Source organism: Pleomorphomonas sp. NRK KF1 (genome assembly GCF_023721755.1).
In the GTDB taxonomy this organism is placed as follows: domain Bacteria; phylum Pseudomonadota; class Alphaproteobacteria; order Rhizobiales; family Pleomorphomonadaceae; genus Pleomorphomonas.
Genome location: NZ_JAMDLH010000004.1, coordinates 196,709 through 209,964, shown reverse-complemented (window position 1 = coordinate 209,964; position 13,256 = coordinate 196,709). Strand labels below are relative to the sequence as shown.

9 protein-coding genes are annotated in these 13,256 nt (G+C 62.7%); 1 reads left to right on the top strand and 8 read right to left on the bottom strand.

What is annotated here, in order from left to right:
• Nucleotides 1-146 precede the first annotated feature (146 nt).
• From feoB to M4J39_RS12380, 3 genes are read right to left on the bottom strand one after another with little or no spacing between them, the layout of a single operon-like run.
• Nucleotides 147-2,471: a Fe(2+) transporter permease subunit FeoB gene (gene feoB / locus M4J39_RS12390; protein ID WP_251728264.1), complete on the bottom strand. Its 2,325-nt coding sequence runs from the start codon at nucleotides 2,469-2,471 to the stop codon at nucleotides 147-149.
• Nucleotides 2,468-2,707: a FeoA family protein gene (locus M4J39_RS12385; protein WP_251728263.1), complete on the bottom strand. Its 240-nt coding sequence runs from the start codon at nucleotides 2,705-2,707 to the stop codon at nucleotides 2,468-2,470. The genes feoB and M4J39_RS12385 overlap by 4 nt, the downstream gene beginning before the upstream one ends.
• 4 nt (nucleotides 2,708-2,711) lie before the next feature.
• Nucleotides 2,712-2,969, bottom strand: coding sequence for a FeoA family protein (locus M4J39_RS12380; RefSeq protein WP_251728635.1), 258 nt, complete (start codon nucleotides 2,967-2,969; stop codon nucleotides 2,712-2,714).
• 408 nt (nucleotides 2,970-3,377) lie between these two features.
• Between M4J39_RS12380 and M4J39_RS12375 the strand changes: the two genes are divergently transcribed.
• Nucleotides 3,378-3,992 (top strand): DUF6273 domain-containing protein, encoded by a 615-nt coding sequence (locus tag M4J39_RS12375; RefSeq protein ID WP_251728262.1) that lies wholly within the window; start codon nucleotides 3,378-3,380, stop codon nucleotides 3,990-3,992.
• 11 nt (nucleotides 3,993-4,003) lie between these two features.
• Here the strand turns inward: M4J39_RS12375 and M4J39_RS12370 are convergent, their stop codons facing one another.
• The 5 genes from M4J39_RS12370 to M4J39_RS12350 form a co-directional block, all read right to left on the bottom strand.
• Nucleotides 4,004-4,510 carry a GNAT family N-acetyltransferase gene (locus M4J39_RS12370; RefSeq protein WP_251728261.1) on the bottom strand — a complete coding sequence of 169 codons (507 nt, stop codon included), beginning with the start codon at nucleotides 4,508-4,510 and terminating at the stop codon, nucleotides 4,004-4,006.
• Complete coding sequence (locus M4J39_RS12365; protein ID WP_251728260.1) at nucleotides 4,479-6,395, bottom strand: PAS domain-containing protein; 1,917 nt, start codon at nucleotides 6,393-6,395, stop codon at nucleotides 4,479-4,481. The genes M4J39_RS12370 and M4J39_RS12365 overlap by 32 nt, the downstream gene beginning before the upstream one ends.
• Before the next feature lie 186 nt (nucleotides 6,396-6,581).
• Nucleotides 6,582-7,709 (bottom strand): autotransporter outer membrane beta-barrel domain-containing protein, encoded by a 1,128-nt coding sequence (locus M4J39_RS12360; RefSeq protein ID WP_251728259.1) that lies wholly within the window; start codon nucleotides 7,707-7,709, stop codon nucleotides 6,582-6,584.
• Nucleotides 7,710-8,916: 1,207 nt separating this feature from the next.
• Nucleotides 8,917-10,104: an autotransporter domain-containing protein gene (locus tag M4J39_RS12355; RefSeq protein WP_251728258.1), complete on the bottom strand. Its 1,188-nt coding sequence runs from the start codon at nucleotides 10,102-10,104 to the stop codon at nucleotides 8,917-8,919.
• A gap of 1,190 nt (nucleotides 10,105-11,294) precedes the next feature.
• The gene (locus tag M4J39_RS12350) at nucleotides 11,295-13,193 is read right to left on the bottom strand and encodes an ATP-binding protein (protein WP_251728257.1); all 1,899 of its coding nucleotides are present in this window, start codon (nucleotides 13,191-13,193) and stop codon (nucleotides 11,295-11,297) included.
• Nucleotides 13,194-13,256 lie beyond the last annotated feature (63 nt).

Genomic DNA, 13,256 nt, shown 5'->3' with positions numbered 1-13,256 from the left:
TCTAGGTAGCACTCAGTGCTACCGGATTCAAGAGGAGCCAACATCTGCCCTTTGGATCAGAGTCTCTGGGGACACTCGATGAGCTGGCCGTCATCCTCGTTGGGGGAGGCCCGCCGGTTGGGACCGGCGGGCCATCCGGCAGTGGCTCAGGCCGCCGGGCGCGGCACGGCGCCGCTCGGCAGGCGGTCGGTGGCGATCCAGCGCATGACGGCGACGACGGCGGCGAACACCGCGAGGATGCCGACGATCCACAGCGTCGAGGAGACCGCGTGCCGGCCGAAGGTTGCCGCCTGGTAGAACAGTACCGACGCGCCATAGGCAAGGCCCGACGTCCAGGCGCTGGCGAAGATCGCCCAGCCCGTACCGGTTTCCCGCCAGATCGCGGCGATCGCCACGATGCAGGGCATGTAGAGCAGCACCGCCAGCAGGTAGGCGAAGGCTCCCGCCGTGCCGTCGAAGCGCGCGGCCATCGCGGCATAGGTGCCGACCGACACCTCCTGCTCGCTGGCGGCGGCTTCCTGGTCGGCGACGTCGCCGACGCTGAGGCCGAACGGATCGCTGAAGCTTTCGGTGAAGGCGACGAAGTTCTCCGGGATGGTGGCGAAGGCGGCGGCGACACCGCCCCACAGCCCGGCGTCTTCTTCCTCCCCGGCGTCGGCGGGCGCGCCGTCGATGTTCTCGTAGAGCGCGTTGAGCGTGCCGACCACGGCCTCCTTGGCCAGGATGCCGGTGAAGATGCCGACCGTGGCCGGCCAGTTCTCCTCGGTCATGCCCATCGGCGCGAAGACCGGCGTGATGCTCTCGCCGATGGCCGCGAGCACGGACCGATCGGTGTTGTCATTGCCGAAACTGCCGTCGGTGCCGACGGAGTTGAGGAAGCCGAGCAGCACCACGACGGCGATGATCATCTTGCTCGCCTTCAGCACGAAGGCCTTGAGACGATCCCAGGTGGTCCTGAGCACGCCGCCGAACGTCGGGACATGGTAGGGCGGCAGCTCCATGATGAACGGCGACGTCTCGCCCCTCAGCACGGTGGTCTTGAGGACGAGGCCGGTCAGAACGGCCGCGGCGATGCCGATGAGGTAGAGCAGGAAGACGATGTTCTGCCCGGTGGTCGGGAAGAAGGCGGCGGCGAACAGCGCATAGACGGGCAGACGGGCGCCGCAGGACATGAAGGGCGCCATCATCGCCGTCATGACGCGGTCGCGCCGGTTGTCGAGGGTGCGCGTCGCCATCACCGCCGGCACGTTGCAACCGAAGCCGAGGATCATCGGAATGAACGACTTGCCGGGCAGCCCGATTGCCCGCATGAAGCGATCCATGACGAAGGCGGCGCGGGCCATGTAGCCGGAATCTTCGAGGAGCGACAGGAAGAGAAACAGGAAGGCGATCACCGGCACGAAGGTCGAAACGGTCTGGATGCCGGCGCCGATGCCGCCGGGCAGCAGGGTGATCAGCCAGTCGGGAGCGCCCCAGCCGGTCATCAGCTTGGTCGGCTCGTCGACCAGGACCGTGCCGAAGAGCAGGTCGAAGAAGTCGATGAAGACGCCGGCGAAGTTGATCGCAAACAGGAACATCACGTACATCACCACCAGGAAGATGGGGATGCCAAACGCCCGGCTGAGCACGACGGCGTCAATCCGGTCGGAAACGGTCTTGGCGACGCGGCGCTTGTCGCGGGCGGCGGCTTTCGCCACCTCGCCGGCAAAGCGATAGCGGGCATCGGCGAAGATGATGTCGGCGTCCTCGTTGGCTGACGCTTCGAGGGCCGCCTTGGCGGTCGACGCGGCGCTCCGGCAGGACGGATCGGTGAACCAGTCCAGCCCGTCGACGCCTTCGATCAGGCGGGCCGCCAGCCATTCCGGCGCGGCGTTGCGGGCCAGCGTCTTCTGACCGATCTTGGCGGCGAGTTCGGCCACGGCGGCATCGGCCGCCTTGCCGTAGGACAGGCGCTTGGTCGGCGCCGCTTGCCGGCCGGCCTGGGTGATGGCCTTGCGCAGGGCTTCGATTCCCTTGCCGCGCGAGGCGACCAGCGGCACCACGGGGCAGCCGAGGCCAGCGCTGAGGGCGGCGATGTCGATCTCGATGCCGTGGTCGGTAGCGACGTCCGTCATGTTGAGGGCGACGATCACCGGCACCCGCATCTCGATGAGCTGGGCGGTGAGGTAGAGGTTGCGTTCGAGGTTGGCGGCATCGACGACGTTGACGATGAGCCCCGGCTCGCCGGACAGGATGTAGTCGCGGGCGATCGCCTCGTCGAGACCGCTCGACGACAGGCCGCCGAGCGAGTAGGTGCCTGGCAGATCGACGACGGTTACGGTTTGCCCGTCCTGGACGTAGGTGCCCTCCTTGCGGTCGACCGTGACGCCCGGCCAGTTGCCCACCTTCTGGCGCGATCCGGTCAGGGCGTTGAAGAGCGTCGTCTTGCCGCAGTTGGGGTTGCCGACGGTGGCGATCGTGAGGCCGGTCATGGCGCGAGCCTTTCGAGCTTGAGAGCGGCCGTTTCGGCCTTGCGCAAGGAGAGGGAGAATCCCCTGAGGCGGATCTCGATCGGGTCTCCGAGGGGGGCGACCCGCATGACCGTGAATTCCGTCGCGGGCGTCAGCCCCATTTCGAGGAGGCGGGAGCGAAGATGCCGGTCTCCCGGCATATAACCGACGACCTTTGCGCGGTCGCCGACGGCCAACGGTCTGACGAGTGTGTCCATGGAGCTATCCATCCTGATCGGTCACGAGGATTTTCGAGGCAAGCCCGGCTCCGATGGCGATGCGCGAGCCGTTGATCGCCAAGAGCAGAGGTCCGCAACCGCCGCCCTTGACCACCGTCACCGCCACGCCGCCGAACACCCCGAGGTCGGCGAGGCGGCTTCGGCAGCGCTGGCCATGGTCGATGTCGACGATGCGCAGCGGCTGGCCCTCACGCGCCATGGTCAGCGGAATGGCCGGTATCGAGCGCCGCTCTCTTTCCATGAAGGTCAATTGATCGCCCCTTCGCGTCTACCGGAGGTTGGTGTGCGATTGCCTCGCAAAAGCGAAACAACATTACGTCTTGGCTCAATTGTTCCGCATCCGGTGAATTGCGAATGATTATGAGTTTTATTACCTCGTTCAATTTCTCAGGTTTTCGGCCATATCCGGGGGCGCGCGTCTTCATGAGAGGGCGATTTCCGGCCGTCGGTTCGGCGGGCAGGAAGGGAGTTGAGCCGTCGTCTTCGTATCGATGCCGATGTGGCAGCTGCCGCAAACGTGAACTTCGGTGATGTAGGGCACTACGGTGAAAGGACGGAATTGCGGCTTGATTTGCCGGTTCCGACCAAGGAAAAACCCTTTTAGCTTGGGTATATAGGAATCATCACATGTTTTGGGGTGGTTGCTTGAATGAACGATATTGAACTCGGCGCGGCGCTGTCCTTTGGCGGTCTTGATTGGCGGGTGCTGGATGTTCGCGACGGCGCGGCGCTCGTCATCACCGAGCGGATCATCGATCAGCGCCCCTATCACGACGCCTACACGGAGATCACCTGGGCCGACTGCGCCTTGCGGCGCCATCTCAACGGCGCCTTTCTCGACGGCTTCGGCGCGGCCGACCGGGCGCGGATCGTGCCCGTCGTCAACAAGAACCTCGACAATCAGTGGTACGGCACGCCGGGCGGGGCTGACACCGAGGACAGCGTGTTCCTCCTCAGCATCGAAGAGGCGGTCTGCCGCTATTTCGGCGACAGCAGCGCCAAGCTCTACGACGAGGGGCGAAAGCGGCGCTACTGGTTCGAGCGCAAGGACGAGAACAACGCCAAGCGGTCGGCCCATCTCTGGCGCGGCGACGGCGGCACCTGGTGGTGGTGGCTGCGCTCGCCCGGCCGCCTCGGCGTCAAGGCCGTCTACATCCACGGCGACGGCAACATCGGCATCCAGGGCAACAACATCCTGAAGGGCAACCTCGCCGACGGCTGGTGTACCGGCGGCGTCCGTCCAGCCCTCTGGCTCAGAGCCTGACCCAAGGGGGCTCACGCCGTCTCGCGGCGCCACTCGATGAGCTGGCCGTCTTCCTCGTCCCAGCGCTCGCCGGTGCGGGTGAAGCCGGCGCGTTCGAGGACGCGGATGGAGGCGGTATTGGCGGGGCTGGTGTCTGCGGTGATGGCGCGGACGGCGGGGTTGGTTTCGGCCCAGCGCAAGATGTCGCGGATGGCCGCGCCGGCATGGCCTTGCCCCTGCCGGCTTGGCGCGATGCCGTAGCCGATGTCGATCACGCCGTTCTCGGGCGGATGCGTGACCGAGCAGAGGCCGACCAGTTCGCGGTCGCTGACGATCAGCCAGGCGACGGGTGAGAAGCTTTCGCGCACCAGGGCGGCCACCTCGGCCAGCATCCCGAGGATCTCGGGCGAGGCGATCGGTGTGTCGGCCAGTCGAAGGTCTCTCGGCGCGCGGCCCTCGATGAGCGCTGCGAAATCCTGTTCGGTGGCTTCGACGATCATCATCGCCTCATGACTGCTGGGCTTGGCGATCTCCGTCATCGTCCTCGTCCTCGTCCTCGCCGACGATCGCCTTGGCCGAGAACACGAACTGGCAGCGGACGCCGTCGGGGGCGGCGGTCCAGTCGGCGCGGCCCATGGGGTCGTGGGCGAGGCTGTTGCGGATCAGCATCGAGCCGAAGCCCTTGCCGGGGCCGACCTCCACCGGCGGGCCGCCTTCCTCGCGCCAGTCGAGCCTCACCCGCGCGCCTTCGCCCTCGGGGCAAGGGGTGAGCGTCCAGGCGATGTGGACCTTGCCGTCGGGCGTCGACAGCGCGCCGTATTTCAGGGCGTTGGTGATCAGCTCGTGCAAGGCCAGCGCCAGGCCGAGGCCGGTGCGCGGCGCCAGCTCGGCGTCGCCGTCGGCGGTGATGACGATGCGGTCGTCGAGCTGGTAGGTGACGGTGAAGGTGTCGCGGACGATGGCGCCGAGGCGGCTGTCGCCGGGGCCGGCCAGGATGCGGATCTGCGCCTTGTTGAGCGCGGCGATGCGGTCGCCGAGGCTCTCTCGGGCGGCCTCGATCGACGGGGCGCGGCGCAGCGTGTTCTCGGTGATGATCTGGATGATGGTCAGGATGTTCTTGACGCGGTGGGCGCTCTCGCGCGCCACCATGTCGAGCCGCTCCTCGATCTGCTTTCGCTGCGTCAGGTCCTGCACGGCGCCGAGCACGCGCTCGGGGCGGCCCTGGGCATCGCGGACGACGGTGCCGCGCGCGCCGATCCAGGTGATCTGGCCGTCGACCAGCAGGCGCAGCTCGTGGGGCATCTCGACGTCGGCGCCGGCGGCGCTGTCGGCGGCGAGGCCGATCAGGCGGGTGGCGTCTTCCGGATGGATGCGGTTCAGCACCTCGACGATGGGGACGTCCTCCATCGTCTCCGGCAGGCGCAACAGGTCGTGGAACAGGCGGGAGCCACGCACCGTGCGGCGCTGGAAGTCCCAGTCGTAGGTGCCGAAGCCGCCGCCTTCCTGGGCGAGGCGCAACAGCTCGGTCTGCCGTTCGAGGTCGCGCTGGGCGCGCCAGCGCTCGGTCACGTCATGGCCCTGGACGAAGATGCCGGTCATCTCGCCCTGGGCGTCGCGGATCGGCTGATAGACGAAGTCGACGTGCCGGAGCCTGGGCTCCGCCATGCCGCTTCCGCGCAGGAACACCGGCACGTCCTGGCCCGAGTAGGGCGTTCCCGTGCGCCAGACCTCGTCGAGGATATCCGTGAAGCCCTGGCCGACCACCTCCGGCAGCGCCTCGGCGAGGCTGAGGCCGACGAGCGTGTCGCGCCCGACCAGCCGGCGGTAGGCGTCGTTGGCCAGTTGGAAGACGTGGGTCGGGCCGGTGAGCACGGCGATGAAGCCGGGCGCCTGCTCGAACAGTTCGCGCAACAGGGCGATCTCGCCGAACAGCTTGTCGCTGGCCGTCTGCACCGCCTGCGCTCGGGCCAGAACGCCTGACTCGACCATGTTGGCGCGGGCGTCGCGTTCGCGCAGCTGCTGGAGTTCGGTAACGTCCTGCGTGTGCTGGAGAATGTAGGCGAGTTCGCCGGCCTTGTTGCGGAGCGGCGTGTGGGTGGCGCTCCAGTAGCGGAGGGCGGGCGGTTCGCCGGGCCGCGAGGTGTCGTAGGGCACCAGCGCCACGTGGTCGGGCTGGTTGGTCTCCAGCACCCGGTTGAACGAGGCCGTGAGGATCCGATACTCGTCCGAAGCGGGGTCGGCGGGGAAGGCCTCGAACAGGTGGCGCCCGATGATTTCCTCACGACTATCGCGGCCGACCGCCTTGAGATAGGCGTCGTTGCAACCGGCGATGATCAGATCCCGAGTAAAAATGACATAGGCGTTCGCCGAGGCATTGAATAGGTCTCGAAGATCCAGATCATCGGCCGCCAGTTTGCTGAACATCGTCATCCCGCCGCATCAAGGCGACCGGAGAATGACAAAAATAACCTTACCTTTCAACGACAAAAGAGGGGCTCCATCCTCGGGATTTCCCGCGTGGGGCGATGGCGACCGACGGCATGTCCATATGGACCCCGTTCACGCGGGTGGGCGATGTCGCCGCCGGCCCGCGCTGCCCGTCGTCTCGGCTCAGAAGCTGATCTTCAGTCCCGCGTCGGCGGACCATGAGCTTGAGTTGTCGGAGTAGCGTCCGACCTTGGCGTTGGTGAACAGGGAGAGGTTGTCGCTGATCATCAGTTCGCCGCCGATGCCGATGCGGGCGCCGAGGACGTTGCGGTCGTCCATGGTGCTGACGGTGAAGTCGGTGCCCGACAGGCTGGCGCTCATGTCGGCCGAGCCGAGGCGGGTGGCGTTGACCAGTTCGCCGGTGAAGGTGACCTTGCCGAGCTTGCCGTCCTCAAGGCGGGCGGCCTTGGACAGCTTGATGCCGACGATGCCTTCCAGCGTGTGGGTGGTCTGGTCGTCGTAGGAGATGTTCTGCGACGAGCCGTGCTCGCTGTAGGCGCCGAAGCCGGCGGCGGTGTAGCGCAGGGCGGCCGACGGGGTGAGCGACCAGTCGCCGGAGAGGGCATAGTCGCGCGACAGCCGCAGCTCGGGCGAGAAGAACCAGCCGTTGAGGTCGCCCTGGGCGGTCTCGGTGGTGTTGACGGTGCGTTCGGATGTGGCGGAGAGGCCGCCGCCGACCATCTGGGCGTCCAGGGTGTAGGCGCCGAGCGGATGGCGCCAGTAGGCGCCGCCGAAGCCGAAGGTGCCGGTTACCTTGCCCGAGCCGTCGTCGGCCTTGTTGACGAGGCGGCTGGCGCCGGCCAGCAGGCCGACGCGCTCCTGGTCGAACTGGTGGTCGATGCCGACGGCCAGGCCGTAGTGGGACGAGGTGGTGTCGGTGGCGTTGTAGAACTGCTGTCCGCCGAAGCCGCGCGCCCACAACAGGTTGGAACCGCTGACGGCGACGCCGTCGCCCATGATCTTCAGCGGGTCCTGAATCCTGGGATTGACCTCGTCATAGCCGAGCATCTGCGAGGCCGCTTCCGGGGCGGGCGGCGCCGAGCGGTCGATGTCGAGATTGAGGATGCCGTTCATGACGTTGAGAACGGACTGGCCGTAGGAGCGCTGGACGTCCGGTACCGAGGCGACGTTGGTCGCCTCGACGGCGTTCAGCGTGCCGGTGCCGTTCGCGTCGAGAGAGGTAACGACGCTGATATTGCTGTTGGTCGCGGTGGCGGTGTTGTTGGAATCGTCGTATCCGATGACATCCAACGTGTAACTGCTCGTCGTTTCAAAATATATATTGTTTCCGATGCTGTTCCGGAAATAAACACTTCCATCAAATGTTGATCCTTCATAAATATAAAGATTATTGTTATCTCTAAGATAATATATAGAATACGTTGATCCGGATATATTCCCGTAATTTCTAATTGTTGAATTCTCTCCTTGCACTGAAATAGCTGTATCTGATGCTGTTATTATTCCGAAATTTCGTATTTCAGAATTTTCACCGGCGGCGTATATAGCTGTAATGCTTTTTGCTCCACTTGTGTTGTTATATCCTATGATTCCTGTAGAATTATTAGATAATTTAAAATCATTTCCATACGCATCTATACTCGAATCTCTGCCGTAAATTGCTCCAGAATTTGTTATATTTAGGTCGCCTTTATCGCTTGATATCGACACATAATTTGAAATTAAGGTTCCATCTTCCGTCAGTGTGAGGGAAATATATGGTAAATCAATGTAGAAATTTGCGAGATTGCTTATAAGGCCGCCGGTTGAGGTGTTTGTAGCTTTCCCTGAATATGTGTACTCAAGCTGGGTACTTGGGGTGCCAGACGCCGAGAATCTGAAGTTTGGAGCGTCCTGAATGGTAGAGTCCGAATTGCTGGAGCCACTTTCGGTAATATAGATCGTGCTGTCTGCCGCGGATGACGACGTTACCGCAGTCGACGAGATCAGCACGGTCGACAGGGCGCAAGCGGAGATACTGGTCAGAAATCTGTTCCGGTTGGCAATAAATTTCAAAGTGCAGGTCATTTCATTTCCAGCCTTTGGCTGTCCGGACAGTATCGTGATAGACAAACGGTTCTGAAGCACTTTGCTATGTGAGGTTGTTTGCCTTGGCAATGTGGTGAGAAAGCCCATGGGGCCTCATATTGGTGCGGTACGGCGCGGATCGGGTGTCCTGTCGACGCAGCGGAAGGGAATCTGGCGGAAAAATACATTGGTTACATCAAGTTACAGTGTTGTTGCAAATCGGCAACGCGGGCGAGATTAGTTAATTCTAACGTGTCATTAATTCACAGGATGGCGCCGTGAAGTCGTTGTGTTGCTTATACAATCTGGAGTTATAAGTGCCACTTTGGCTGTCGGAAGCCCGGTTGGCGAAGACAAGACGAAGCCCCGCCGGATCTCCAGCGGGGCTCACATTCTGGTATTCAGTTCTTTAGCTATTCTTGGTCTCTTCTCAGAAGCTGATCTTCAGTCCTGCGTCGGCGGACCATGAGCTTGAGTTGTCGGAGTAGCGGCCGACCTTGGCATTGGTGAACAGGGAGACGTTGTCGCTGATCATCAGTTCGCCGCCGATGCCGATGCGGGCGCCGAGGACGTTGCGGTCGTCCATGGTGCTGACGGTGAAGTCGGTGCCCGACAGGCTGGCGCTCATGTCGCCGGAGCCGAGGCGGGTGGAATTGACCAGTTCGCCGGTGAAGGAGACCTTGCCGAGCTTGCCGTCCTGAAGGCGGGCGGCCTTGGACAGCTTGATGCCGACGATGCCTTCCAGCGTGTGGGTGGTCTGGTCGTCGTAGGAGATGTTCTGCGACGAACCGTGCTCGCTGTAGGCGCCGAAGCCGGCGGCGGTGTAGCGCAGGGCGGCCGAGGGCGTCAGCGACCAGTCGCCGGAGAGGGCATAATCGCGCGACAGCCGCAGCTCGGGCGAGAAGAACCAGCCGTTGAGGTCGCCCTCGGCGGTCTCGGTGGTGTTGACGGTGCGCTCGGAGGTGGCGGAGAGGCCGCCGCCGACCATCTGGGCGTCCAGGGTGAAGGCGCCGAGCGGATGGCGCCAGTAGGCGCCGCCGAAGCCGAAGGTGCCCGTCACCTTGCCCGAACCGTCGTCGGCCTTGTTGATGAGGCGGCTGGCGCCGGCAAGCAGGCCGATGCGCTCCTGGTCGAACTGATGGTCGATGCCGACGGCCAGACCGTAGTGGGAGGAGGTGGTGTCGGTGGCGTTGTAGAACTGCTGGCCGCCGAAGCCGCGCGCCCACAACAGGTTGGAGCCGCTGACGGCGACGCCGTCGCCCATGATCTTCAGCGGGTCCTGGATCCTGGGGTTGATCTCGTCATATCCGAGCATCGGCGAGGCCGTCTCCGGGGCGGGCGGCGCCGAGCGGTCGATGTCGAGATTGAGGATGCCGTTCATGACGGTGAGCACGGACTGGCCGTAGGAGCGCTGGACGTCCGGTACCGACGCGACGTTGCCCGCCGCGACGGCGTTCAGCGTGCCGTTATTAGCGTCATTGAGGGATTTGACGATGGTGACATTGCTGTTGGTTGCGGTGACGGTGTTGCTGCTTGAGACGTATTCCGAGACATCCAGCGTGTAGCTTCCGGTTGTTTCAAAATATACACTGTTGTCTGACGTTCCATAGAAATCCACGCCGCCGATAAAAGACGAGCCATCGTATATGTATAGGTTATTATTCCCCATTTTATATTTTATTGCGGCGTCACCACCAGATATTGTGCCGTAATTCATGATTGTCGAATATCCGCCCGAGATGGTTACGCCGTACGATGTTCCCGTTATCTCGCCTTGGTTGTAAACTAAAGATTCACTTCCATATAAGTAAACACCAGTTCCGCTTTTGTAATTAACAAGTCCATCTGAATAATATCCTATAACTCCAGATAGATTATTCGCTATTCTGTATGCGTCGCCGTTGGCGTAAATGCTGTATGTTTTTCCATAAATTGTTCCGTTGTTAGCGATTGATACATAATTTCCATCCCCAAGTATTGATTGTCCTGTTTTGGAAAATAGAGTTCCATCATTTATTATTCTGATGTACGATTGTACTGAAGGGATGTAGAAAACAGATTTTTGGTAATCCTCTCCGGAACTCGTGTTGTTTTGGGCTGTACCTGAGTAGACATATTCGAGGTAGCTGGCCGAAGTGCCCGAATTGTCGAACCTGAAGACTTCGCTTCCGTTGGTGGCGAGGTTTGTATCGCTGGAGCCTGCTTCCGTGATCACGGTGGTCTCGTCCGAAGGACTGCCCGCGGACGCCGGCGTTATCGTGGCGGGCGAAAACAGCGCGGCGGACAGGACGCAGACGGAAACGCCCGTCAGAAACGTGTTCCGGTCGAAAATAGTGCGCGACGTGAAGTCCATTCTCAGCCCCAGTCTTTTTGAAACGTCAGTCGTTCGCGGGCGGCAAACGACATTTGTTCGATCGGTAAGGGGCGATCTCAAAAATGGCAATCCGGAAGAATATCTTTTATTATCAAATACTTGTAAGGTATCTTGCAGTCGTGTAAGGTATCTTGCAGGCCGGGCTCGTCCTCGCTTTGCGTGGCCTTGTTTCCATGGGGTTAGCTGGCTGTGGCAAAAGAACCACGTCGCCAGCATTTGTGAGTTTTGACGAGGCGCAGGCCGCTGGAACAAGCCGGCGGCGACCTCTGGGCGACCGTTTGGGGCAGGGTTGATTCGTCGACTGGCGTTGCTTTGCGGGCTGCCGCAACGCCGGACACAAAACCGGTTCCCACTTTTGCTGGTGTTGCTTTGGGTTTGCCGCAACGCCGGGCGCAAAACCGGGTCCCACTTTTGTTGGCGTTGCGGTGCCCCGCTCAGCCCGGCGGGCGGTGGGCCGGGAAGGTCAGCGTGGCCACGACGCCTCGTGGGTCGGCGTTGGCGATCTCCAGAGACGCACCATGGGTTCGAGCCACTTCGCCGACGATATGCAGGCCCAACCCCATTCCGTTGACGTTGCCGGTGTTCGAGGCGCGATAGTAGCGGTCGGTGACGCTGGTCAGCTCGTCCTCGGGGATGCCGATCCCCTGATCCTTGACGGATATGGCGACACCTGTGCCTTGGCTGACGGCCGAGACGAGGATTTCGCTGTCCGCGGGGGAGAATTTGCTGGCGTTGCCGATCAGATTGTCCAGCGCGACGGCCACCATGCGCCGATCCAGCCTCAGCTCCGCGACGGCGAGCCGGTCGGGCAGGTCCAGGCGGATGGCATGGTGTGGGTGCATGGCGCGGCATCGCTCCACCGTGGCGGCGAGCATCTCGCCCAGGGCGACGGGCTCGAAGCGAACGGCGGCGCCGGTTTCCTCCAGCCGGGCGCGGCTCAGGGACACCTGCAGCACCTCGCGCAGGTCGCGGGTCGCCACCTCGATGCGGCCGAGGCGGTCGCGATTGGCGTGATCGTCGGGTGGCAGGGTGCTGAGAAGGGTGCTGGCGCTGTTGCGGATCACCGCCAGCGGCGTCTGATACTGGTGGCGGATGATGTCGACGAAACGGGCCTGCTCGGCCCGCCCGAGCTTTTCCCTGACCAGGGCCTCCTCGGCGACGGTCTTGGCCTGGCGCAGGGCGGCGGTGCGCTCCTCGGCAAGGACGTTGGCCCGTCGCTCCGCCCGTTGGGCCAGACGCTGACTGATGCCGATCTGCCGGCGTTGGTAGAGATGGTTGCCGCGGATCACCATCGAGAGCCCCATGAGAATGGTGAAGGGGCCCATCGTCACCCAGTAGTCGCGCTCGCCAAGTCGCAGGATATCCGGCCCGCCCAAAAGGCTGACCACCGACGACACCGCGAATCCGGTCTGGGTGGTCTGGGCCAGAAGGGCGGTAAGGCTGCCGGGGCGCCGGGTCCGGAGATAGATGCGAAGATAATAGGCGACCAGGACGAGGACCGACAGGATGGCCGCGAGCATCAGCGGCGTTATGACGGCCGTGTAGGGAACGAGATCGAGGTAGAGATTGGCGAAGCCGAACAGGTTGTAGACCATGGCGCCGACGATGAAATGTCGCATCCATCTGGGCGCGCGGCCGGGAAATATCTGGTCGTGGATGAAGACAAGATTGCCCAGGACGATCAACAGGCTGGCTATCGAGAAGAGGATGTCGCCGGTCGCCCCGACGAAGCCGGGAAGAAGGTTGGAGTGGCAGGCCACCAGAAAGGCGTTGCTGAACATCAGTCCGGCGAAGCTGAGAAAGAAGCGCCGTCTGGATTGCAGCCAGAAGAAAAGGCTGATCAGCAGGGCGATGACGGACAGCGCGATGAGGCTGGCCGAGAACGACATCCAGCGCAGGGAATAGTCGAGAAGCCCGGCGGTGGTCGCGATGCTGGCCTTCAGCGTCACGGTGCTGCCGGTCGAGATCCGGAAATAGAGGGTTGCCTCGTTGGTGTCCGGCAGCATCAGGGGCGCCGTGTAGAACAGCTTCCAAGTGCCCGGCTGCTGGTCCTCGTGGAAGGTGCCGCGATGAAAGACCGTGAAATCCTGGCTGCTTCCAGGGCTTGAGGTCTTGGGGACGTAGATGTCCAGGACGCGCAGGAAGGGCGGCTGGGCGATCAGGGTCAGGTTCGGCTGCCAGATGGAATCCGTGGTCAGGGTGACTTTCAGCCAGACGGTGTCCGAGGTGTAGCCCGCCGTGGGAATGTCCTTGACGGGCAGAAAGTCGGATGGCGGGACGGTGCCGTCGACCATGTCGGATATGGTCAGACTTCCTGTTTTGTCCCGCAGCATGGCGAAATGGCCGGCCAGTGAAATCTGTTCCTTGTCTTTGTTTAGTAAAGATAAATTCAATGG